This window comes from Persicobacter sp. CCB-QB2 (assembly GCF_001274635.1).
In the GTDB taxonomy this organism is placed as follows: domain Bacteria; phylum Bacteroidota; class Bacteroidia; order Cytophagales; family Cyclobacteriaceae; genus Persicobacter; species Persicobacter diffluens.
Map to the genome: position 1 here is coordinate 81,404 of NZ_LBGV01000001.1, position 22,382 is coordinate 103,785.

Consider the following 22,382-nt stretch of genomic DNA (forward strand, 5'->3'; position numbering starts at 1 on the left):
AATTAGTATGGCTCAAATTACTTGTTCGTTTTGCGGTAGACCTAAGAAGGATGTGGATTTGATGGTTTCGGGCATCAATGCGCACATTTGTAACTATTGTATCGATCAGGCATCTCAGATTTTACAGGAAGATGCCAAGTTACGTAAAGACAAAAAGGCGCCGCAATTCCAATTGAGTAAGCCGGCTGAAATTAAGGCTTATCTTGACCAGTATGTAGTGGGACAGGATGACGCCAAGAAAGTACTTTCAGTGGCAGTATATAACCATTACAAGCGTCTGATGCAAAAGACAGACCTGGATGATGGAATTAAGATTGAGAAATCCAATATCATTTTAGTAGGGGAAACCGGTACCGGTAAAACCTATTTGGCGCGTACTTTAGCGCAAATGTTGGAGGTTCCATTCTGTATTGCAGATGCGACGGTGCTGACCGAAGCCGGCTATGTAGGGGAAGATGTTGAAAGTATTTTAACCCGCCTGTTACAGGCTTCCAATTACGATGTGGAGGCTGCAGAAAGAGGAATCGTCTTCATTGACGAACTGGATAAAATTGCAAGAAAGTCGGATAATCCATCCATTACGCGTGATGTGAGTGGTGAAGGGGTGCAGCAGGCTTTGTTGAAATTATTGGAAGGTACCTCTGTAAATGTTCCGCCTCAGGGAGGTCGTAAGCACCCGGATCAAAAAATGATTCAGGTGAATACCGAGAATATTTTGTTTATCTGTGGTGGTGCTTTTGATGGCATCAAGAAGGATATTGCTAGAAGAATGGATACCCGTCCTTTGGGTTTTGCATCGAATGATGAGAACGTTCAGAAAGGGGAGGTAGACAAGGAAAATCTGTTGCAGTATATCACCGCGCAGGACTTGCGCAGTTTCGGATTGATTCCGGAGTTGATTGGTCGTTTGCCAGTATTGGCGCACCTGAATCCATTGGATGGTGAAACCCTGAAAATGATTTTGACGCAGCCTAAAAATGCCCTGACCAAACAGTATAAGAAGTTGTTCAAGATGGAAGAGATTGAATTGACCATCGAAAAAGAGGCTTTGGATTATATTGTGGAGAAGGCCGTTGAATTCAAGCTGGGCGCTCGTGGATTGCGTTCCATTTGTGAAGCCATCATGACGGATGCCATGTTTGAATTACCTGGTCAGGATATCAAAGAATTTGTGATTACCCGCGAATATGCACAAGAGAAGTTTGATAAGTCAAAAATCTCCCAATTGCGTGTAGCGTAATCAAAAAAATAAATGATTAAAAAAAGCCATCGATTGAATTGTCGATGGCTTTTTCTTTGAAGAAGTATTTTTAATCCGAATTATTCACTGCTAGTTTTAGGGTCTTCCACAAGAGCTTGTCTGTTAGTTTATTGTGGGTGGGTTTACTAAGTTTCTGATAGCTCAAATTTGGGTAAGCTTGCTTTCTCCTCCTTCATCTGTTTCCTTGGAAAAACTCGAAATAGAAAACTATTCCTTTATTTTTTCCGCCGGGCAGCCGAACGAGGATTTAAGTACGAATAACCCGGCTTCAGCATGAAAAATACGGGTTAATTGAGATAAGTCCACATTTTATCTGCCGCCCGGACAGAAGCCGGCTCCGTGCCCAGAATTTCTATATTCCTTTCATAGTCTGCCATAATCTCTTTTCGGCGGCTACTGTTTTCATCCAATAGCTGATCCAATTCCTGTGAAATATTTTCCACTGTCATTTTATCCTGAATCAATTCTTTGATTGCTTCTTTGTCCAGGATTAAGTTCATGAGGGCAATGTATTTGATCGTGGAGGAGATTTTAATGGCAAACTTCATGATATGGTAGGAAATCGGGTTAATGCGATAACATACCACCTGGGGAACCTTCCATAAAGCGGTTTCCAGCGTAGCGGTACCAGAAGTTACAAGGGCCGCTTTGGCATTTGCGTAAAGATCATAAGTTTGTCCGGTCACCAGCTTCACATTGGGTAAGGAAGAAATGGGCGTATATAATGCCGGATCCAGATTTTCCACAGCAGCCACCACAAACTGATGATTGTGGTATTTTTTGGCAATCTCGGCAAAGGTGGGCAGCATATTTTTTAACTCCATCTTCCGGCTGCCCGGCAGCAGGGCAATAATGTCCTGCTCCTCACTCAATCCGTTTTGTTTACGGAAGTCAGGGTTTACCTGATGTGCCTGCACCGCATCCACCACCGGATTTCCGACATAATCCACTTCCCAGTCAAATTTGGCGTAAAACTCCTTTTCAAAAGGCATTATGCAGAACATGCGATCCACATTTTTCTTCAGCTTCCAAGCACGTTTCGTATTCCAAGCCCAAACTTTCGGGGAGATATAATAATATACTTTTAGTCCCCTGCTTTTGGCAAATTCTGCGATTTTTAAATTGAAACCCGCGTAGTCAATCAGGATCAACACATCCGGCTGATATTCCATTACATCCGCCTTACATTTCTTTAAAAATCCCTGAATGGTCCGCAGATTGGCCAATACCTCGACCACGCCCATGAAAGCGGTGTCTCTATAGTGGGTTACCGGTTTTTCACCGGAAGCTTCTTCCATTTGGTCTCCGCCCCAAAAACGGAAAGTGGCATTGGCATCTTTATTTTTGATTGCCCGAATTAAATTTCCACCATGTAAGTCACCGGAACGCTCTCCGGCAATCAAATAGTATTTCATATGAATGGGTATTGGGTATAAAAAAAGCACCTGAAAAACAGGTGCCTGAAGTTATTTCTAATTTTACAGACCTAAAAGCATCCGTAAACATTATTCTCCATAGTATTCCGCAAAGCTGGTGCGGGTTTCATATAGCTTAAGCTTGTGCAATTGCGCATTACCCTCGCTGGCTTCCACAATTTTTGGAGCCAGTACTTCCCAGATGGCCTTGATGAAAACTTCTGCAGTAGTCATTTTTCCTTCCAGGAAATCAACATCGATATTCAGGTTTTTATGATCAACCTTCGCAATCAGTTCATCCTTAATGACTCTTTTAAGATCACGGAAATTCATCACCATACCGGTTTCCGGATGCGGCTCTCCCTTAACGGTAACCGTTAAATCATAATTATGGCCATGATAGTTTTCATGGGCGCATTTACCGAAGATTTCTTCGTTGACCTCTTTCGACCATTTGTCGTTGTAGAGTTTATGTGCAGAACAGAAGCTTACGTCTTTGCTTAAATATACCATATCACTTTTGAAAATAGCATGCGAATATAATTCATTATTGCGTGAAACAAAAACCATGTCAAAAAAGCTATCTGAATGATTTACAAGCCTTTTTTTGACAATGAAAGATCTTGGAATAATTAAAATTGAATCATATAAAGGAAGTTTTGATTTATCCTTTGATGCAGAAGTGAAAATTGAATGCCGATGTTTTCGCTTTTTTCATTTCAAATGGGATATTTGCAGCACAGAGAATAGTCGCATTTAAATTTACATCCTATGATCGTTGTTACGGGAGCTGCTGGATTTATCGCCAGTGCCTTAATTGCCAGATTGAATGAGTTGGGCTTCAAAGCCATAGTTGCAGTTGATGACTTTAAAAATGTCAATTCGGCAAAGGAGCGGAATCTTGAAGATAAGGCAATCCGGGAGCGGGTAGATTTAGAAGATTTCCATGCCTGGCTGGATGCCAATCAGGCAGAGGTGGAGTTTATTTTCCACAATGGCGCCTGTTCCGCTACCACGGTTTTTGATAAGTCGGTTTTCGATAAACTGAATTATAATTATACCAAAAAGCTTTGGGAGCAGTGTGTGGACTATCAGCTACCGCTGGTGTATGCTTCCTCCGCAGCGACTTATGGTGACGGCGCTCTGGGCTATGATGATGACCACAGCTTTCCTCCTAAATTAAAGCCGCTGAATTTATACGGGGAGTCCAAAAATAATTTTGATATCTGGGCTTTAGAGCAGGAAAAAGCTCCTTTCTTTTGGGCAGGTTTGAAGTATTTTAATGTGTATGGTCCGAATGAATATCATAAGGAAAGAATGGCCTCTGTGGTGCACCATGCCTATAATCAGATCAAAGAAAAAGGCGCGATGAAGTTGTTCCAAAGCCATCATCCGGATTTTGAAGATGGCGGGCAAATGCGTGACTTTGTCTATGTGAAAGATGTAGTGGAAGTGCAAATCTTCCTCATGAACAGCCGTAAGCATTCCGGTATTTACAATGTCGGGACGGGTAAGGCGCGTACGTTTAAAGATTTGGTGTTGGCCACCTTTGCAGCCATGGATAAGCCCGCAGACATTACTTACATTCCTACGCCGGAAGATATTCGAGATAAGTACCAATATTTTACCGAAGCGAAAATGGATAAGCTGAAGGCGGCCGGTTACAATAAAGCCTTCCATACGCTGGAAGAAGGGGTGAGCGATTATGTCAAAAATTATCTACTGAAGGAAAAGGCAATTTACTGATAAAGCAGATTTTTTTTCTTTTGGGGCAGCCCTCCTGACGTCGGTCGGGCTTTCGGGAGTCGCTTTTTTTGCGAGCCGCTACGCCTTAAGGCTGCAAAAAAGAGCTCCGACAATCCCTCTATCCCTCTGCCGGCAATGCTCGAGTACTACAGGAGCGAAGCTCCGCAGGGAAAGCGATGAAGCGGGTTTGTTTGAACCACAGGCGGGCGACAGGCCGAATGGGGTGAGCCGTGCGAGCGCGGTGCTGACGCCTGCGGCAGCATTCCCCCAAAAATATAACTTCCTATTTTAGGGTAAAAAGGACTTTCTGAGAGGGAAGTCCTTTTTTTATTCTCCGACACTGTTTAGTTTTAAAAGAAAAGCATGTCGATAAAAATAAGAAAGGCGGAGCGTGCGGATGCCCCATTGATATTTGATTTTATATATGGTTTGGCGGTATATGAAAAACTGGAGGATGAAATGGTGACTTCGGTCGCCGAGCTGGAAGAGAATATATTCGATAAGGGTTTTGCCGAAGTATTGATTGGCGAATATGAAGGTAAGCCAGCCGGTTTTGCCCTGTTTTTCCACAACTTTTCCACTTTTTTGGGTAAGCCAGGTATTTTTCTGGAGGATTTATTTGTGAAACCGGAGTTCAGAGGCAAAGGGGTGGGTAAAATGTTGATAACCGCTGTGGGAGAATTGGCCGTTGAGCGGAATTGTGGTCGCTTTGAGTGGTTTTGCCTGGACTGGAATCAGCCCTCCATTGAATTTTATGAAAGCCTTGGCGCACGCCCTCAGAAAGAATGGGTCCCATTTCGTTTAAGTGGGCGAGCGTTAGAGCAGATGGGAAAGGTTTAATCTTCCTTTACTTGCCAGCGGTAATTGCCAATTTTTTTACCGTTGGCAAAGCGTAAATCCATTTCCATGGCCACGGCTTTTTCCTGTAACATGATCTTCAGTCGATCAATATTGGTAATGGTGGATTTGTGTTTGTTTTCAAGCTTTTGGCGGATTTCTTCCCATTCTTCACAAGAGCCTTTGGCATTTTCTACATCGCAGAAGTTGTCCGGATCCACATTAACCATCTCAATGTTCATACGGCTTAATGCTTCCCCTAATTCGGCCATGGATTGGCCAAAGCCGGAAAAGAAATCCGCAATGCCCATATCTTCCGCATCTTCAAATCTTTTTCCGAAGCTTTCGCCCCACTCTTCAAAGAAGGCCTCTCCGTCAATTTCTTCCCCATTTTTATTGGTGATGGTAAAAGAAGTCAATGAATCGGCATCATTTATTTTAAGGTTTTGAGCCTGCACTTTTCCGCTCAGGAAATAGAGTAATACAATGGCAAAAAGTGTAATCTGATTTTTCATAGTGGTTCTGTTTGCCCTAGAAACTAGAAAGATTATGCCAAAAATAAAACTACTGTAAATGAGGGGTGTAGAGCATTTATAAATGCTTAAAGCTGTTCGCATTCGTACAACTTGTCCGTTAATGAACAAATATTGTCCGGATTTTAATAGCGACTTTTAGGCTGAAAACAAACCTTCAGGCAGAGCAGAAAAATCAGAAAAGTACCGATCAGTAAGGCGCCGGCTGAGGGGATAGCTAACCAATTTAAACTTTCCTTAGCAGCATGTGTGCTTCCTAAACCCGGTGCTTTCAGACCTGCCAATAGCCAAAAAATGGGATAAATCAGGGCCCCCAGACCAATGAGCCAACTGTTGAATAGCTTGGAGATATAGCTTACCGGCAAGGCGCCCAATAACAATAGAAGCGCAAGGGCTGCTGCTCCGATAGCTCCTGCATGTAGGTGAGCTCTTTTTAAATACGACCAGGATTTGGCGACAGTCTTGTTCATGGCGGCCTCATCGTTTTGATAGACGGTCGACAAAACTGCTTGTCCTTCGGTTTTAAGGTGATTTTTTAGTGCATCTTCATTGGCGCCAAATAAGCCTCCGATCAGGAACCCCAAAAAAATGGCCAATACGCTGAGGGTAAGTCCCCATCGACAAGGATAAAGCATTCGCTCAAAGAAATCCATAAGTAAAGGTTGAATTGATTAAAATATAAATCTATTGATTTTCATGAATAATGCATAAAAACTTACATGGCTAATTTGAGTGACCTAATCTCTTAAGTGCTTAAAAAGATAGAACATCTCGAGGCTGATTTGCTTGTTGAGTGCAAAATCATCCAACTCACCAAATTCGTTGTAGGGCAGGTAAACGGTGAGGTCGGAGCCTTTTAAAAGGGGGCTGCTTGCGTCCACAATAACAGTGCAGTAATCTTCCAGAGGAGTCCCTTTTTCCTGGGGGCGATAGGACTTCATTTTTAATGGTTGTTGTTGATAACCATAATGAAGCTGAAATTGGAGCCTTCCGTATTCATCATTGTAGGCGATGAAGCCCATTTTTTCCAAGGCCTTGATGGTGTTGGCTTGAATGGCTTCGCCACTACCACTAACTGCATAAAAGGAAACTTGATTCACTCCATAGTAAAAGGCTGCAACTGTGGCCCATGCCATGGTAAATTGGATGGTCTGAGCATTTTGATCCGCATAAAAAATGAAACGTGCAGGCTTTCCCGCTTTTTGTTGCGATCTGAAATAAAAAGCCATTTCCTTGAGCGCTTGAATTCTTGGGCTGCTTACAGTTGGGTATTCCTCTCTAAGTTCCTTGTATCGATTATAAATGATAGGATAAATTTTCTGCCCTTTCCTGTCGGTGAGTGAGAGGGTGTTATTGGCCTGCCCAAAAAGCTGGCCTGGCAAAAAGGTCAACATCAGCAGGAGCAGCATAAGGCCCGTCCCAAGCAAAGGATGTTTGGTCATGAATATGGGGTTGGAATGGTTGGGTGTCTAAAGACCTTCAATAAAGGATAAATTATTTAAATAAGAAATAACTGTTTTGACCATTTAGCTAAAATAATGACCGATTTAATACTTCAAGGCGGTGTTTTTTTGTAATAGGTCCTGAAATCTACGCCGAGATATTGAAGTGCGTCGTTTTCAGTGATATTGAATATTTCTTCTTTGAATCTTAAAAAAAGAAAGGATCACTCAACATTTTAAATTATTTCTAGTATTTAAAAATAGATATTATTTCTTATTAAACGATTTTTCCACTATGAACAAGGCAGGAACTGGAATATTTGCTTTTCTCACCGGCATCTCTTTGGGGATAGTAGCGGGCTTATTATTAGCACCGGAAGCCGGAAAAGACACGCAGGATAAGCTTAGTCAAAAAGCTAAAAAATGGGGAGGGGATTTAGAGCATCAGGCAGAAAGTGGCCGAAAGAAAATTAATGAAGTGGCAGAACAAATTGGTAAGAAAGCCAATGAGTTGATGTCTTAATTTCCCTATTAAGGATTTTGAAAAAACGACTGAGATCTATGACAGTCGTTTTTTTTTGCCCCATCCCCAAAGCTGATTGCCAAACCGAGGCATTTTCCATAAAATACGCGCAATTCAGTCTGTAAATAGGCTTGTGCTTTAGCCCAATTATTCACCACTAAATTCGGATAAGTGCGTCAAAGTTTTAAATATCAATCGTTTTGAGGGCTTTTAATAGTCCAGATTTCGGTTAGCTTGCTTTCTGCACAATCATCTGCTGCGCTCGGGAAATCTCGAAATGAGGAAACTATTTTTTCATTTTTCCGGCTTTACAGTTAAAGGAGGATAATTCAGGATAATAAAACGCCTTTGGATGAAATTATCGTTTTTTTTCAGTCCTCCATTTATATTTAGAAGGAAAGTATGAATAATCCGGGTTAGGTATTGAAAAGCCGAATGCTTATTTTTGTTGACAACATCAAATTATGAGGAAGTGATCAAAAATTGGGCTGCTCACAAGTGTCCGCAAGGGATTTTGTTTTTCCTGTTTTTATGCATCGGACTGTTTAGTCAGGTAAATGTAAGTGCTGAAACCGCACAAAATGAAAAGGCGAAGGTGAAATTTTCAACCAAAACGCCTAAGGCCACTATGGCTTCTCATTTGTATTTTTTGGAGAAAGCGCATTACCAACCATCGGTGGCTGCATACACCATTGCCGGGGATAGCTTGAGTTTACAAGTGAAAATAGGCATGGCACTGCAGTTGAAACAAATATTTGGTCGCTTGGGTGGAGTAGACTGGGATGAGGTGCCGGATAAGCGCAATTATAAGGATGGTTTGCTTGGTGGCGAAAAGAAATTTCAGCCCTTTGATGATTTCCCGGAAATCTATTTGGAAAAGATTGGGGCTAAATGGCTTTATTCTGAGCCAACGGCCAATGCTATTCCTATTCTTTATGACCGGCTTTTTCCATCATTAAACATACAGGATGAATTGGTGGTGCTACCGGATACGCTACCAGATGAGCCGGTGGAGGAATTTGTACCCGAGGATTCTTTAAATGTAAAACCCAGACCGGTAAAAAAGCCGGTGGTGGAAAATAAGGGGACGCCAAAAGAGTTTAGGTTAAAAACTCCACGGCAGACGCTTCAAACTATTTTCTATTTTTTAGCATCCGATCATTATCGACCTGATCTTTCAGCCCGAGCCATGGAAGGAGATGCAGAAACCGCAGAGAAAATTGAGGCGGCAATTAAGCTGAAAGAGATTTTTGATGGAATGGGAATAGCCATCAATTTTAGGGATTTATCAGATGATCCAAATTATACAGACACCCTGACTAATGAGCAACGCTTTGTGATTCACCGCAGGCTGCCGGAATTATATTTAGAGAAGGAAGGTAGTCAATGGCTCCTTTCCGAAGTAAGTGTGGCTATGTTGGATGATATTCATAGCGGAGTTTATTTATTTGGAAAAGAGCGGATAGATAATGTAGCTCAAAAAGTGCAACGCTGGGTGGGAGAAACCGCCCGGGATCCTATGTGGGGACTGGAACGCTGGCAGGTGGCCATGATTTTATTGACCATCATATTGGGAATTATCTTTTTTATTGTGCCAGTAACCGTATTCAATTTCTTGGTTCGGGCAATTTATGAGGATGAAGATGATAGGAAATATCCCATGATGATTTTCCCGCCATTGTTGGCTTCAGGAATATTTTTGGTGGTTTTTAATTTTATGCCAGCGGCGGAACTCCCGATTAATTTCTACTCCTATCTACGTTTCTTTACTAAAGTTTTCTTTCTGATTTTATTATCCTCCGGAGCTTTCAGAGTGCTGGACTGGTGGACGGACAGAAGTCATAAAAAGAAAACAGCTAAGAAGCGAGGTCTTTATCCCTTCCTGGCCATGGTGATGAAGATTGTCACTGTGATATTCGTAATTCTGATTCTGTTGTCAGAAGCCGGGGTGAATATGGGGAAATTGCTAACGGGGCTTTCAATAGGGGGTATTGCCCTGGCACTGGCGGCACAGGAAACGATCAAAAACTTCTTTGGTTCTGTCATGATTCTGTTAGACCAGCCTTTCACCGTTGGGCAGTGGATCAGCGTGGATAATTTTTCAGGATCGGTAGAGGAAATAGGATTGCGATCTACTCGCATTCGAACTTCGGATAATTCTGTGGTTTCCATTCCTAATAGTAAGATGGCCGATTTTACGGTCAACAATCTGGGGAGGAGGGAGTATCGTAAGTTTAGGACGGTATTACGAATTTCACAGAATTCTCCCTTACCCAAAATTAATGGTTATGTGAATGGCTTAAGAAAATATTTTGAGGAGCATGAACATATACGGGAGAATCCAAGGGTATATCTATATGACGTGACGGCCTATAGTTACGATGTGCTGGTGTATATTTACCTGAATGTGGCAGATTATAATGAGGAGCTGGCGCTAAGGCATGATTTGGTACATGAAATAATCCGATTAGCTGCAGAACTTGATATTCACCTGGCTTCCGGCAATAAGCTATCGCTTGCGGTGGATAACAACCCTCCGACAAACTTTATAGAGTAAATATTGATCCCTGGCTTTGGTCAGGGATTTTTTTTGAACGTTTGGTGAGGCAGGGAATCTCGGTTTGCTTTCAAACGCTTTTGGCATCTTAAGAAGATCATTTTTTTATTTTAGGGAAATTATTCAAGCCTGGCCTTCAAATTTGACCTTTTCTCGAATTGATACCCCTCAAATTCAATATCAATGCTTTTTTTTTGATAAATTCGCAAGCTAGATGTAATACTGTTTTTTTGCGAAATGCTTTGAGGCATTTAAAGGTGGAAATTTTGGCAATTCATTTTTCAACCATCTTTTTATCTTTTTGGGCTTAGGGGGCAATGAGCTGCAGAAAGCAGAGAACCAAACGAATTTTAGGAATCTTATAATTTTAAAAATGGAAAAAACAGTCGATAGGAGCTTCTTCGGGCATCCAATGGGATTGTCTACGCTGTTTGCGACAGAATTCTGGGAACGTTTCTCGTACTACGGGATGCGCGCAATTCTAACCTTATTTTTAACAGCGCAGCTGGTTGATGGTGGTTTTGGCTATACAGATGATCAGGCTCTGGCTTTGTACGGTATCTTTACCGCCTTGGTTTATGTAACTCCAATTATTGGCGGAATTTTGGCCGATAAAGTACTAGGCCAGCGCAAAACAATTTACATAGGTGGAATTGCTATGGCGATTGGTCAATTTATTTTGGCTTATTCAGCCATGCATGGCAATGATCCTACTGCACATCACCAATTCATGTTCAACCTTGGATTGGCGGTATTGATTTTGGGTAACGGTTTCTTCAAGCCGAATATCTCGACCATGGTTGGGAGCTTGTATGATGCCAATGATGATCGTCGTGACGGTGCCTTCACCCTTTTCTATATGGGGATTAATGCAGGTGCGTTCTTCGCACCATTGGTTGCCGGTGCTTTAGCGGAAGGTATTGCTTGGTACTATGGTTTCTTGTCTGCTGGTGTGGGCATGTTGATCGGTACGCTTTGGTTCTACTTCCGTGCCGAAACTTTGGGTAACGTTGGTTTGCCTCCAAAAGCGCCAAAAGACGCTTTGCGTATCGCCGCTTCAGATTGGAAAGACATCATTTTTTATGTAGCTGGAACCGTGCTTTTGGCTATTGGTGTAATGCTAGGTTGGGCTGCTTTGCCTGAAATCGGTCAGGATATTTTGGTTTACACCGTAGGTGGTGGTGGTATTCTTTACTTGTTATTCACAGTATTCAAAAATACGGAAGGTAAAACAGAGTGGAGCCGTGTAGGAGTTATCTTCCTTTTGACGATTTTCAACATCGTTTTCTGGTCAGGCTTTGAGCAAGCAGGGGGTACCTTTAACTTGTTTGCCCGTGATATGACAGAGCGTAGTCTTTTCGGAATGGAAATTCCTGCTTCTGCTTTCCAGGCGATCAACGCCATTGCTATCTTCATTTTTGCACCTGTATTTACCGTAATTTGGGATAAATTAAGCCGTGCCAAAGCAAATCCACGTACTCCGGTGAAGTTTGCAATAGGTTTATTCTTATTGTCAGCTGGTTTCTTTGTAATGGCCTTGGCTGATGAGGCTACAGGCGGTGGTTTAAACAAAGTTTCTCCACTTTGGTTGGTAATGGTTTATTTGCTACACACCTGGGGTGAGCTTTGTCTTTCACCAATTGGTCTGTCGATGATTACCAAGCTTTCTCCACCAAAAATCGTCTCTGTTATGATGGGGCTTTGGATGGGATCTATTGCCTTGGGTAACTTCCTGGCGGCTTCTATGAAAAGTATTGTGGAAAACTTTGACATTCCATTGTTCTATTTCATTGGTGCTGAAGCCGCGATTGCCGGGGTAATCCTTTTGGTATTGTCACCATTCATGATCAAAATGATGAAAGGTATTCACTAATCCTTTCTACATAAGAGCATGTTGAATCATGCTTTTACAAAACAAAAGGAGGTTGTCCACGGTGGATGACCTCCTTTTTTTTTGGAAATTATCCCGAATTATTCACCGCTATATTTTTAACCTTGCGCAAGTGGCTTATTTTCAATTCTTAAAACTTATTTTCTTTGAATTATAATAGCCCAAATTTGGGCAAGATTGCTTTCTCCTCATTCATCTTTTTCGTTGGAAAAAACTCGAAATAGGAGAAATTCCATCATTTTTTCCGCCTTACAGCTAAACGAGGATTTAAGTATAAATAATCCGGGTTATTGAACAATCACCTTTTGAGATTGAAGGCTGCCATGCTCCCGATATCGGAAAATGTAGAGTCCGGAAGGGATGTAGGCTTGCCCACTAGGGGCATTGGTTTTGAAAACGGTATTACCGTTCAGGTCGGTGATGTTGAGTAAGAAGTTGGGGTCAGAGCTGTCCCATTGGAGGTGTTGGGAGGAGGGGTTGGGGAAATGAAATGCAGAGGGAGTGGGGTTTTCGGAAATGGGCATTTGGCGGAGGTTGTTGTTCGGTTCTGAGGGGCTTACCAGATATTGCGGAATGACTTCTTTCGCAAAATCCGGGCCCTGCCAAGACAGGGTGGCATGCGCCCAGCTTCCGGAATTATAATATTCCACCTGAATCAGATGCGTGCCGGCACTCAGGTTGATCTGCGCCGTCCGCTCAGTTCTTTTTTGGTTGAACCAGGCATCCATGATTAAATTACCATCAATGAATATGCGACTTCCGTCATTGGCGTCCATGGTAAACAGGTAGTCGCCCTCCGTGCTAACTTCCACCGCTCCTGACCAGCGGGCGGAAAAAGCTTTTGGGGCAAAGCCTTCCGCAGGGGCGCTTTTTCTCCAATGGTTAAATATGGCACCGGAGATATCCACCTTAGGGGTTCCGCTGAAATCGCTGGTAGGAAATAATTCCAAATGCCATCCTTTTCCCTGATAATGATCTTCAGGAATAAAAGGGTTTAGGAATTCCATGCCAATGGGAAATTGTTGCTCGCCGTCCGGCAGGGTCCAGCCAATAGTAAGATGATCATTGGAGCCGGTCTCTTTTCTAAGGGCTTCGATATAGTATTTTTTTCCGGCTTCAAGGGAGACTGGCTCGGAGTTTTGTGCGGTTTGCTCATTAAAAGCATTATAGGTAGTTTTTTTGGTGAGATTGATAATTCGAACAGCATTATTCATCTGCTCATCGGTACTTAGCCAAAGCTCTACCTTATTGTCTGCGCTGGCATGGAAAGTATATAGCCCACTTTGGGGAGCCGTTAGCCAGCCCGAAATCCGATCTCCATAGTAATTTCCCTGATCCTGTGGTATGGTGAACTCACTGATTGCTTCCTGAAAAGTGGGGGCCTCCTCCAGTGGAATCTCGCTGATTTTGCCATTTGTCATATCGGTCCATACTTCCCGCCAAAGGCCTTGTGGCTGGCTGAGACGGGAACTTCCACCTTGATTCTCATAGGCGCCGGCATCGGCCATTGCGCCATAAATACGACTATTGCCTTCGAAATCAGTACTCACCGGGAACGGTAGATCAGTCCCCTTGTCGATGGCCGGGGAATCATCATTCAGGCGTAAGTCAAAAGCGGCGGAGTCCAAAAAAGAAGCAGTCAGGGCATATTCGTACCGTTCATTGGCCAGGGTGTCCATTGTAGGAGAAATGTGATCCGGCACCATGATGTAGGACTTAATTCTTTTTGCAAATTGGTATTCCTGTAATTTTCCCGGGCCTACGATGAGGTTGTTCCGAATGGAGGTCAATCCAATTTCGTAATTATAAGTGATGATGCCATGATGTCCGGGTTTGTATAAGGTGTTGTTGAAAATGTGAATGGCCCGATTGGCATCGGAGGTTCGGTTGGCAATGTAAATGGCGTCCTGAAACGCATTGATTACCACATTATTGTAAACTTGGGTGTCGTTGGCAGAAAAAAGGATAATGGAAACCCCGTAGCCATTTTCTACATAATTGTTCGAAATGACAGAGTTAATGGTGTTTTCTCCAAGAAAGATGCCTGAGGAATGATTTCGGATTTGTTCCTGAGAAAAGTCTTTCAGGCTATTGTGAGAAATGTTGACATCGCTAATGGCATTTACTACCTGTATGCCATCCCAGCCAGTGCGCTCGATTTGATTATGGGTGATGGTCACGTTTTGCATTTTCGCAGGACTGAGGCCTGTGCATGCTCCTTGGTTAACGGAGGTCCCAGTATGGCCTATGTATAAGGCCTCTCCCCCGGTATCATGAATAAATAGGTGACGCAGGCTAATATTTTGGATGGTGAAATTTTCCCCCCAGGTTTCCGGTTTATCACAAATGGGGTCACATTTGATCTGAACCCCGGCGAATCCGGTATTGGAAATTTCAATATGATCAAGCTGATAATCCGTCGATACGCCAGAAATCCCAAATCCTGTATTTTCCTGGTTGTTTATCCAGAAGCCATATTCAAAATTAGCATCTCCAGTACCGGTAAATATGAAATGCTTACTGTCTCTAAAGTTGATGCCATAATAATGCTGCAATTCACCAATTTTCACCTGACCGCCTTCATTAATGATGACCACAGGCTGTTCCGGGCTGCCGACAATCTCCACAAAACCAAGGAAGGGGTATTGCCCAGCCTGTACGGCCAAGGTGTCTCCGGGCTGAACCCCTAAATCAGGGCCTTTGACATAATTATTGGCAGGGCTAATGATATGCTTTTCTGCAAAAACCGAAAATGGCAAAATGAATAAAAGCAGGAGGAAAAGCAGGTTCGGGTGACTTTTAAGTGTAAAAATGCGAAACATTATTCTTTGGAGGTTTTATAGTTTTCTCCTCTCCTAACCTGCTTGAGTACCCCTCGTTTTTAAAGGTGAATAATTAGAGTTGTAAGTTTTTTAAGGAACCTGAATTATGTTTTTTATATCTCGTTAATCTAGATTAGAGTTTTATGATTAGTAATTAGTTTGTATTTATTTAAAGTACAATATATTAGTGGAATTATTAATGATTATTTTCGGTTGGGATTTTATGCCCCCCTTGTAGCCTTCGTCAGATGCGAAATACTCATGTAAGTTCCATCGGTTGATTTCGACAAACCGCCTCATTTTTTCGAAATCATTTAGGAATCGGCTGAACTTTAAAAATAAATGATGCAGCTTAATGGTATTATTTTTTGAGTCAAACTTTTATTTCCATTCCTATTTTTGGGGTGTACTCAAGTGAAATTTGATTGAAAATAAGTTTTAGTAGGGCTTTTTTAATAGATTTCTGCTAAGGGCTTATTTATTTTCTAATCCCTATTGTTTCTCAAATCAATTTTCGGATATTTAAACACGGAAAAAGTGTTTTCGTAATTCCCAATGACTTTCGAGGCCTTTAAAACGCTGGTACATAATGGTATATCAGCGCTTATTCGTGTGTCTAAGGTTTTGGAAGGGTTGGGCCAAATAATAAAAATATGAATATCAAAAAAGCGTATAGTTTCGATGATGTACTGATTGTACCAAAGTATAATACCATTAAGTCTCGTCGAGATGTATCCTTCCGCACGCGCGTAACCAAGAATCATTCTATCGATATTCCGATCCTGATTGCCAATATGGATACCGTATGTGAGGCAGATATGTGTATTGCTGTTGGAAAATTGGGTGGTTTGGGCGTATTGCACCGCTTTTTAACCATTGAAGAGCAGTCTTCAGAAGTCATGAAGATTAAGGCCGAAGGCTTGCTATGTGCTGCTGCTTTGGGGATTAAAGATTATGAGGAGCGTTTGGCCTCTTTGGCTGCTGCGGGGGTAGATATTATCGTTTTAGATATTGCTCACGGGCATTCGGAGATGGCTAAAGATACTTTATTGTTTATCAAGAAAGAATATCCAAACATTGATGTCATGGTAGGGAATATTGCCACTGCCGCTGCTGCTTTGGATTTTATGGAATGGGGAGCGGATGGCCTGAAAGTAGGGATTGGTCCCGGTTCCATGTGTACCACCCGCGTGATGACCGGTTGTGGTGTTCCGCAGCTTTCCGCCATTGATAATGTGTTTCAGGCTGTGGCAGGTAAAGTACCGATTTGTGGTGACGGTGGCATTAAGGTGCCTGGAGATGTGGTGAAGGCTATTGGTGCCGGATCGGATACGGTGATGGTGGGTTCTATTGTTTCCGGTACGGATGAAACCCCTGGTGAGGTAGTTTCCATGGACGGTAAGAAATACAAGACTTATCGTGGTATGGCCTCTTTCGATGCGGCGATCCAAAAATTGAAAAAGGACAATGTTAAATCCATGGAGGTAGTGTCTGTTGAGGGAGAAAAAACATTGGTAGATTATAAAGGTCCTGTAGAGCCGATCATTAAGAAATATTTGGGTGGATTGGCATCCGGTATGACTTATAATGGATCCAAGACCATTGGAGAAATGAAAGGTCAGGTAGAGTTCGTTGAAATATCTACACAGGGGATGAAAGAAAGCATTGCCCATGGGGTAAAGAAGATATAAGGATGTAAATCCTTTTTGATGGAGAGGAAGAGCGGCCAATGGCCGCTTTTTTTGTGCTTTTTGGTTTTTTTAAGCAATTTACTGGCTCATGTAAGGTGCATCGTAAAAAAGGTGATTCCTTATTCATGATTACCGGTAACATTCCATGTTAGAAAAGGAATGATTTTTTGTCGATTGCTCCAAAATTTTCGTAGAAGATTAAAGATTGTTTTGGCCCAAAAACCTATTGTATGAAAAAATATCTCCTGCCCCTGTTAATAGCCATGATCATCGGGGCCTGTCATGCTCCTCCGGAATTGCCTTCAATTCCTTTTATTGAATTTAAAAAAGTGGAGATTAAGTCTGGCGGAGAAACCACTGATTCTCTTAATATCTATCTTTATTTTGAAGACGGGGATGGGGATTTGGGCTTGGCCGTTTGGGATACCTTGCCGCCCTTCAATCCGATTAATTATCTGTTTGATGCGAGCGGAAACCCGATTACCTATGCGAATCGTCGTCCGGAAGATCCACCTTTTAACAGTCAAACCAATAATATTTACTGGCAAATATTGTCCTCAGGAAGCGGGGATAATTTTCGAGCGGACACTTTCCGGATTGAGTTAAACCCTAATCATAAAAATTTCTTTTTAAGAATTTATAGTAAACCCGCAGGAACAGATCAACCTTACGAAGAATTCGATCTTTTGGAAGAATTTGGTTTGTCACTGGATAGTCGTTTTCCTTACCTCAATACCACGGATAAAAATCGACCCTTACAAGGAGAGTTGAAATATGGGTTAAATACGAGAGGATTGAATAATACCGATTTAAGGTTTGATTCCGTTAAATTTGAAATCTGGATCCAGGATAGGGCTCTGAATGAAAGTAACAGAGTTTTTACACCACCATTTACCTTTAAAGATATAACAGTCGATTAAAGCATTACCAATCCTAAACTAAATTGATGATCAATGAGGAAAGTAATGTTATTTTTGGGGATACTGATTTACAGTAATGCCCTTTTCGCCCAAAACAACACCGCAATGAAAGAGCAGGATGATGCTTATTGGAAAGACAAACTCTCGGATCTGGAATATCATGTTTTGCGTGAGAAGGGAACAGAGCGTCCCTTTACAGGCGAGTATGATGACTTTTATGAGGTAGGTTTATATTCTTGTAAAGGTTGTGGGCAGGACTTATTCCTGTCGGATGCAAAATTTGCCTCTCATTGTGGATGGCCAAGTTTCTTTAAACCCATTAAGGAGGATGCGCTGACCGAGACCAGAGATGAGAGCCACGGCATGATTCGGACCGAGATTACCTGTTCTAATTGTGGCGGGCATTTGGGACACGTCTTCAAAGACGGGCCGCCGCCAACAGGCCTTCGGTATTGTATGAATTCGGTTTCTTTAAATTTTAAACCGCTATCAGAAGAAGAACAAAAATAATTTCAGGCTGCCTTTGGGTGGCCTTTTCTTTTAATATGATATCTAAACTATTTTTTATTGTGTAATTTACCGTTTTAAGAAACGCTATGAAAGTATATACCAAAACTGGAGACAAAGGAACGACCGCCCTGGTGAATGGAAAGCGTGTTCCCAAGTCGCATATTCGTCTGGAGGCTTACGGTACTACGGATGAGTTAAATTCCTATATCGGATTAATCCGTGATTTAACTACTGATGAGGAACGTCGTGCTTTATTTTTAGATATTCAGGATCGCCTGTTTACCATTGGCTCTCATCTGGCCTCAGAAGGAGATTCCAGAATCGTATTGCCGGCATTACATGAGTCGGATATTGAGCAATTGGAACAGGCGATTGATAAAATGCAGGAAACTGTTCCTCCCATGCGTTCGTTCGTGTTGCCGGGCGGACATCAGACCAGTTCATATTGTCATATCGCCAGATGTGTCTGTCGCAGGGCAGAAAGAAACGCTATTCGGGTGACGGAAGAAAGCGAAGTGCCTGAATTAGTGATTAAATATTTGAATCGCCTTTCGGATTATTTATTTGTCCTGGCCCGAATGGTTATTTATGAACAAAAGTTGGAAGAGATTCCATGGGTTCCAAAAAAATAAGCGAGAGGAAACTTTAATCTCTCAGAATTTCTCTACTTTTGAAGAGATTATAGACGAAATCGCTGTTTTTCGTTTTGAAACCAACAGAATTCGCCTTTATCACAATCATTTTGTTATCTTCAAGGCCGGTTTCTTATCAATTTGAGAATCCGTCTGGAATTTAATACCCTTTTTAAATATGGCAGAAACGCTCACAATCTCGGAAAATTTGGTGGCGGAGAGTCGCCTCCCACAAGTTGATTTTAATAACATTCCATTTGGTCGAGTCTATACCGATCATATGTTCGTCGCTGATTACGTCAATGGGGAGTGGACTGACTTGCGTATTGTGGAATACGGGAATATGTCGCTGAGCCCTGCTAATATGGCTTTGCATTACGGACAATCCATTTTTGAAGGAATGAAAGCTTTTAAAGATGCAGAAGGTAACGTGTTGATGTTCCGTCCGGAGGATAATGCGAAGCGTTTGAACCGTTCGGCGGTGAGAATGTGTATGCCGGAATTACCGGTGGATATTTTTATGTCCGGCCTGACCAGATTGTTGGAAATTGATCGTGGTTGGGTGCCGAATTTGCCCGGAACAGCTTTGTATATCCGTCCATACATGTTTGCGATGGATGAGTATGTAGGTTTGAAGCCTTCACAGAATTATCGCTTCATGATCTTTGCCTGCCCTGTGGGAGCTTATTATTCTGAACCAGTTTCAGTGAAAGTGGAGGAAGAATTTACCCGTGCGGCGGCTGGTGGAACCGGTGAGGCCAAAGCAGCAGGTAATTATGCTTCTTCATTGTATCCGGCGAAATTGGGTCAGCAGCAAGGATATGACCAGTTGATCTGGACGGATGGCATTGAGCATAAGTATATCGAAGAAGCAGGGACGATGAACCTGATGTTCGTCATCGATAATGAGCTTTATTCTCCAGCATTGTCCGGAACGATTCTTCCAGGAATTACGCGTGCATCGGTATTGCAAGTGGCGGAAGAATGGGGCGTAAAAGTTCATGTTGGTCGTTTGGCAGTAGAGACGGTGATCAATGCGCATCGAGAAGGTAAGCTTCAGGAGGTGTTTGGCGTCGGTACGGCTGTGACGGTGAGTTCTGTTTCTAAAATCGGATATCGCGGAGAGGATTTCGAGTTGGATATGGATAATCGTGCGTTGTCGCAGAAGATCGCGACTTATTTTGAAGAAATTCGTTATGGCAGAAAAGCAGATTCCCATGGTTGGGTGATCAAGCTTTGATGTTGAATTGATAATATTTAAAAGCCGTTTCATTTATTTGGAGCGGCTTTTTTTTGTGCCGTTGAATTGGGGATTGAGCCAGGGCATGCCCTGGCTGTACGGGAAGGGATTTTTCGTATGTGATATTTGAATGATGATTGCATTCATTTGCGGTAAAATTTGTCATTATTCCATTTTTCCGGGTTCCGGATGATGTAGTTGGAGATGTTTTCATAGGCGCGGCGGTCACGGATCACGATGTCGTAGTAGAGGCGTTGCCATTGGAATTCATAGTCGAGGCGGTTGCAGTGTTTGGTGACGGCGGATTTGTATCCGCCGATGATGGTGGAGATGGAGCTGGATCCGATATTTTGATAGCGGGATTGGGCAGGTTGTGGTGTATTGGGTAGAGACAGGGCATGCCCTGTCTGTACGGAATTGGAGTCCTCCTCCAGGATTTCGATGATGCCGTGGATGTGATTGGGCATCGCGATGAATTCGTGGAGTCGGGTGTTGGGGTTGTGATGCGGGATTTCGTGCCAGAGCACGTGTGCGATGGCGCCGATAGGGGAGAGGTGCATTTTTTTGGATTGGATGTATCCGAAGTAGTGGCGCATGTGCTGGGTGCAGATGGTGATAAAATACAGCGCAGGCCAACGGTAGTCCCAGGCAGGCCATCGGGCAGAGGGGATGCGGTATTTATTTTGGTATTTGAGGTTGGGCATGGGAGTTAGGATGGATGAGAGAAGAAAAGTGGGAGGAGGTTGTCTTTGTTTGCAGGGGCTGGAGTAGGTTTGTGGGGGAATTCCACTCCAACCGGCTTAGGGATGAAGGCATTGTGAGGCTCCTTTTTGCAGCCTTGACCCGAATTATGCACCGCTAAATTCAATTAATTGAAAGCACTCACTTTTAGGTTGTAATGTGTATTGTTCTTTGATTTATGATAGTCCGAATTAGGTCAAGCTTGCTTTCTCCTCATTCATCTGCTTCGTTGGAAAAAATTTGAAATAGGAAACTATTCCTTCATTTTTCCCGCCTTGCAGCTAAACGAGGATTTAAGCATGCATCATTCGGGTTAAGGCGTAGCGGCTCGCAAAAAGAGCGACTGCCGCGAGCCCGACCGACGTCAGGAGGGAAGCCCCTAAAAGTCATCGGAATAATTTTTTCGTATAGTTGGATAAAAAGCTTAGGTTTGTACTCAAATTGGAAACGGGTTGAATTCGTTTCTATTCAATAAATTATTTTCAACACAATATTTATCCATGACAGTAGATCAACTGAAGGATTTAAAGGCGCGCATCTCGGCCTTGAGGGGGTATCTTTGACTACGATCGTAAGGTAACTGAGATCGCAGAAGAGGAAACTATTACGGCACAACCGGAATTTTGGAATGATCCGAAGGAGGCTGAAAAGATTCTGAAGGGTATTCGCAATAAGAAGGTGTGGACGGATGCCTTTGCTATTTGCCAGACCGGTTTGGACGATTTGGAAACGCTCTATGAATTTTACCAGGAAGGTGAAGTGGAAATGGAGGAAGTGGACGTCGATTATGCCAAGGTGGTAAAGGATGTAGAGGAGCTGGAATTTAAAAAGATGTTGTCCGCTGAGGAGGATCAGTTGGGCGCGATGCTGGAAATTAACCCTGGAGCAGGGGGTACGGAGTCGCAGGATTGGTCTGAGATCCTGATGCGGATGTACATCATGTGGGGGGAGAAGAACGGCATGAAGGTAAAGCAGATTGACTATCAGGCGGGGGACGTGGCTGGACTGAAGCGCGCGACTTTGTCTTTTGAAGGAGAATTTGCTTACGGCTTGTTGAAATCGGAAAATGGGGTGCATCGTTTGGTGCGTATTTCTCCTTTTGATTCCGGTGGACGTCGCCACACTTCTTTCTCGTCGGTATATGTTTATCCGATGGTGGATGACACGATTGAGATTAATGTGAATCCGGCAGATATAAAATTTGATACTTTCCGTTCATCGGGTGCCGGTGGGCAGAACGTGAACAAGGTAGAGACGGCGGTTCGATTGCATCACGCGCCTTCGGGTATTGTGATTGAATGTCAGCAGGAGCGTTCGCAGTTGGGTAATAAGGAAATTGCGATGCAGATGCTGAAGTCGAAGCTATACCAAATTGAGGTGGACAAGCGTAATGCGGCACGTGCGGAGATTGAAGATTCCAAAATGGGCATTGATTTCGGTTCGCAGATCCGTAACTATGTTTTGCACCCTTACAAACTGATCAAGGATGCGCGTACCGGAGTGGAGCGTACGGATGTTCAGAATGTATTGGATGGCGATTTGGATGATTATATCAAAGCCTATCTGTTAGCCGCGCAAGGTGGAGGAGATAAGGAAGATTAATTCTTCCGGGAAGATTATA

At 42.9% G+C, this 22,382-nt stretch carries 19 protein-coding genes; 12 read left to right on the forward strand and 7 right to left on the reverse strand.

Annotation, left to right across the window (positions count from 1 at the left end):
* The first annotated feature begins 7 nt into the window (after positions 1–7).
* A complete protein-coding gene (clpX, locus tag NG22_RS00440) occupies positions 8–1,240 on the forward strand; it encodes an ATP-dependent Clp protease ATP-binding subunit ClpX (RefSeq protein ID WP_053406839.1) in 1,233 nt (410 codons plus the stop codon).
* 308 nt (positions 1,241–1,548) lie between these two features.
* On the opposite strand, the gene lpxB is transcribed toward clpX, so the two are convergent.
* Entirely contained in the window at positions 1,549–2,676 is a 1,128-nt protein-coding gene (lpxB, locus tag NG22_RS00445; RefSeq protein WP_053403907.1) for a lipid-A-disaccharide synthase, read from the reverse strand.
* Positions 2,677–2,766: 90 nt separating this feature from the next.
* On the reverse strand, positions 2,767–3,189 hold the full coding sequence (locus tag NG22_RS00450) for a 6-carboxytetrahydropterin synthase (RefSeq protein ID WP_053406840.1): 423 nt from the start codon (positions 3,187–3,189) through the stop codon (positions 2,767–2,769).
* Between the two features lie 258 nt (positions 3,190–3,447).
* On the opposite strand from NG22_RS00450, the gene rfaD reads away from it, so the two are divergent.
* Positions 3,448–4,422: an ADP-glyceromanno-heptose 6-epimerase gene (gene rfaD / locus NG22_RS00455; protein WP_053403908.1), complete on the forward strand. Its 975-nt coding sequence runs from the start codon at positions 3,448–3,450 to the stop codon at positions 4,420–4,422.
* A gap of 363 nt (positions 4,423–4,785) precedes the next feature.
* A complete protein-coding gene (locus tag NG22_RS00460) occupies positions 4,786–5,262 on the forward strand; it encodes a GNAT family N-acetyltransferase (RefSeq protein ID WP_053403909.1) in 477 nt (158 codons plus the stop codon).
* Here NG22_RS00460 and NG22_RS00465 read toward each other — a convergent pair.
* From NG22_RS00465 to NG22_RS00475, 3 genes are all read right to left on the reverse strand, one after another.
* On the reverse strand, positions 5,259–5,774 hold the full coding sequence (locus NG22_RS00465; RefSeq protein ID WP_053403910.1) for a hypothetical protein: 516 nt from the start codon (positions 5,772–5,774) through the stop codon (positions 5,259–5,261). The two genes, NG22_RS00460 and NG22_RS00465, sit on opposite strands and share 4 nt — an antisense overlap.
* A gap of 143 nt (positions 5,775–5,917) precedes the next feature.
* Positions 5,918–6,445 (reverse strand): hypothetical protein, encoded by a 528-nt coding sequence (locus NG22_RS00470; protein WP_053403911.1) that lies wholly within the window; start codon positions 6,443–6,445, stop codon positions 5,918–5,920.
* Positions 6,446–6,529: 84 nt separating this feature from the next.
* The gene (locus NG22_RS00475) at positions 6,530–7,234 is read right to left on the reverse strand and encodes a hypothetical protein (protein ID WP_053403912.1); all 705 of its coding nucleotides are present in this window, start codon (positions 7,232–7,234) and stop codon (positions 6,530–6,532) included.
* A 295-nt stretch (positions 7,235–7,529) separates the two neighbouring features.
* On the opposite strand from NG22_RS00475, the gene NG22_RS00480 reads away from it, so the two are divergent.
* From NG22_RS00480 to NG22_RS00490, 3 genes are all read left to right on the forward strand, one after another.
* Positions 7,530–7,757 (forward strand): YtxH domain-containing protein, encoded by a 228-nt coding sequence (locus tag NG22_RS00480; RefSeq protein WP_053403913.1) that lies wholly within the window; start codon positions 7,530–7,532, stop codon positions 7,755–7,757.
* A 472-nt stretch (positions 7,758–8,229) separates the two neighbouring features.
* Complete coding sequence (locus NG22_RS00485) at positions 8,230–10,314, forward strand: mechanosensitive ion channel family protein (protein ID WP_053403914.1); 2,085 nt, start codon at positions 8,230–8,232, stop codon at positions 10,312–10,314.
* A gap of 373 nt (positions 10,315–10,687) precedes the next feature.
* Complete coding sequence (locus tag NG22_RS00490; RefSeq protein WP_053406841.1) at positions 10,688–12,187, forward strand: peptide MFS transporter; 1,500 nt, start codon at positions 10,688–10,690, stop codon at positions 12,185–12,187.
* Positions 12,188–12,492: 305 nt separating this feature from the next.
* Here NG22_RS00490 and NG22_RS00495 read toward each other — a convergent pair whose 3' ends face one another.
* A complete protein-coding gene (locus NG22_RS00495) occupies positions 12,493–15,027 on the reverse strand; it encodes a PA14 domain-containing protein (protein WP_053403915.1) in 2,535 nt (844 codons plus the stop codon).
* Positions 15,028–15,680: 653 nt separating this feature from the next.
* Here NG22_RS00495 and NG22_RS00500 point away from each other — a divergent pair.
* The 5 genes from NG22_RS00500 to NG22_RS00520 all read left to right on the forward strand — a co-directional run bounded on the left by NG22_RS00500 (position 15,681) and on the right by NG22_RS00520 (position 20,020).
* On the forward strand, positions 15,681–16,718 hold the full coding sequence (locus NG22_RS00500) for a guanosine monophosphate reductase (RefSeq protein WP_053403916.1): 1,038 nt from the start codon (positions 15,681–15,683) through the stop codon (positions 16,716–16,718).
* Positions 16,719–16,948: 230 nt separating this feature from the next.
* The gene (locus NG22_RS00505) at positions 16,949–17,638 is read left to right on the forward strand and encodes a hypothetical protein (RefSeq protein ID WP_053403917.1); all 690 of its coding nucleotides are present in this window, start codon (positions 16,949–16,951) and stop codon (positions 17,636–17,638) included.
* A 33-nt stretch (positions 17,639–17,671) separates the two neighbouring features.
* The gene (gene msrB / locus NG22_RS00510; protein ID WP_172674292.1) at positions 17,672–18,148 is read left to right on the forward strand and encodes a peptide-methionine (R)-S-oxide reductase MsrB; all 477 of its coding nucleotides are present in this window, start codon (positions 17,672–17,674) and stop codon (positions 18,146–18,148) included.
* A gap of 86 nt (positions 18,149–18,234) precedes the next feature.
* Entirely contained in the window at positions 18,235–18,780 is a 546-nt protein-coding gene (locus tag NG22_RS00515; protein ID WP_053403918.1) for a cob(I)yrinic acid a,c-diamide adenosyltransferase, read from the forward strand.
* A 178-nt stretch (positions 18,781–18,958) separates the two neighbouring features.
* Positions 18,959–20,020: a branched-chain amino acid aminotransferase gene (locus NG22_RS00520; protein WP_053403919.1), complete on the forward strand. Its 1,062-nt coding sequence runs from the start codon at positions 18,959–18,961 to the stop codon at positions 20,018–20,020.
* A gap of 143 nt (positions 20,021–20,163) precedes the next feature.
* Here NG22_RS00520 and NG22_RS17290 read toward each other — a convergent pair whose 3' ends face one another.
* Positions 20,164–20,724 carry a transposase gene (locus tag NG22_RS17290; RefSeq protein ID WP_072159011.1) on the reverse strand — a complete coding sequence of 187 codons (561 nt, stop codon included), beginning with the start codon at positions 20,722–20,724 and terminating at the stop codon, positions 20,164–20,166.
* Between the two features lie 537 nt (positions 20,725–21,261).
* On the opposite strand from NG22_RS17290, the gene prfB reads away from it, so the two are divergent.
* Positions 21,262–22,363, forward strand: a protein-coding gene (prfB, locus tag NG22_RS00535; RefSeq protein WP_157600788.1) for a peptide chain release factor 2 whose coding sequence is annotated in 2 segments (ribosomal slippage) — positions 21,262–21,321 and positions 21,323–22,363 — 1,101 coding nt in all. Because the reading frame shifts where the segments join, the coding sequence is not laid out codon by codon here.
* The last annotated feature ends 19 nt before the right edge of the window (positions 22,364–22,382 follow it).

What these genes read in the sequence shown, in the direction of transcription:
- NG22_RS00515 (WP_053403918.1), top strand. Translation starts at nt 18,235, where the DNA reads ATGAAAGTATATACCAAAACTGGAGACAAAGGAACGACCGCCCTGGTG.
- clpX (WP_053406839.1), top strand. Translation starts at nt 8, where the DNA reads ATGGCTCAAATTACTTGTTCGTTTTGCGGTAGACCTAAGAAGGATGTG.
- NG22_RS00450 (WP_053406840.1), bottom strand. Translation starts at nt 3,189, where the DNA reads ATGGTATATTTAAGCAAAGACGTAAGCTTCTGTTCTGCACATAAACTC.
- NG22_RS00460 (WP_053403909.1), top strand. Translation starts at nt 4,786, where the DNA reads ATGTCGATAAAAATAAGAAAGGCGGAGCGTGCGGATGCCCCATTGATA.
- NG22_RS00475 (WP_053403912.1), bottom strand. Translation starts at nt 7,234, where the DNA reads ATGACCAAACATCCTTTGCTTGGGACGGGCCTTATGCTGCTCCTGCTG.
- NG22_RS00490 (WP_053406841.1), top strand. Translation starts at nt 10,688, where the DNA reads ATGGAAAAAACAGTCGATAGGAGCTTCTTCGGGCATCCAATGGGATTG.
- rfaD (WP_053403908.1), top strand. Translation starts at nt 3,448, where the DNA reads ATGATCGTTGTTACGGGAGCTGCTGGATTTATCGCCAGTGCCTTAATT.
- lpxB (WP_053403907.1), bottom strand. Translation starts at nt 2,676, where the DNA reads ATGAAATACTATTTGATTGCCGGAGAGCGTTCCGGTGACTTACATGGT.
- NG22_RS00520 (WP_053403919.1), top strand. Translation starts at nt 18,959, where the DNA reads ATGGCAGAAACGCTCACAATCTCGGAAAATTTGGTGGCGGAGAGTCGC.
- NG22_RS00470 (WP_053403911.1), bottom strand. Translation starts at nt 6,445, where the DNA reads ATGGATTTCTTTGAGCGAATGCTTTATCCTTGTCGATGGGGACTTACC.
- NG22_RS00480 (WP_053403913.1), top strand. Translation starts at nt 7,530, where the DNA reads ATGAACAAGGCAGGAACTGGAATATTTGCTTTTCTCACCGGCATCTCT.
- NG22_RS00495 (WP_053403915.1), bottom strand. Translation starts at nt 15,027, where the DNA reads ATGTTTCGCATTTTTACACTTAAAAGTCACCCGAACCTGCTTTTCCTC.
- NG22_RS17290 (WP_072159011.1), bottom strand. Translation starts at nt 20,724, where the DNA reads ATGCCCAACCTCAAATACCAAAATAAATACCGCATCCCCTCTGCCCGA.
- NG22_RS00505 (WP_053403917.1), top strand. Translation starts at nt 16,949, where the DNA reads ATGAAAAAATATCTCCTGCCCCTGTTAATAGCCATGATCATCGGGGCC.
- NG22_RS00465 (WP_053403910.1), bottom strand. Translation starts at nt 5,774, where the DNA reads ATGAAAAATCAGATTACACTTTTTGCCATTGTATTACTCTATTTCCTG.
- NG22_RS00500 (WP_053403916.1), top strand. Translation starts at nt 15,681, where the DNA reads ATGAATATCAAAAAAGCGTATAGTTTCGATGATGTACTGATTGTACCA.
- msrB (WP_172674292.1), top strand. Translation starts at nt 17,672, where the DNA reads ATGAGGAAAGTAATGTTATTTTTGGGGATACTGATTTACAGTAATGCC.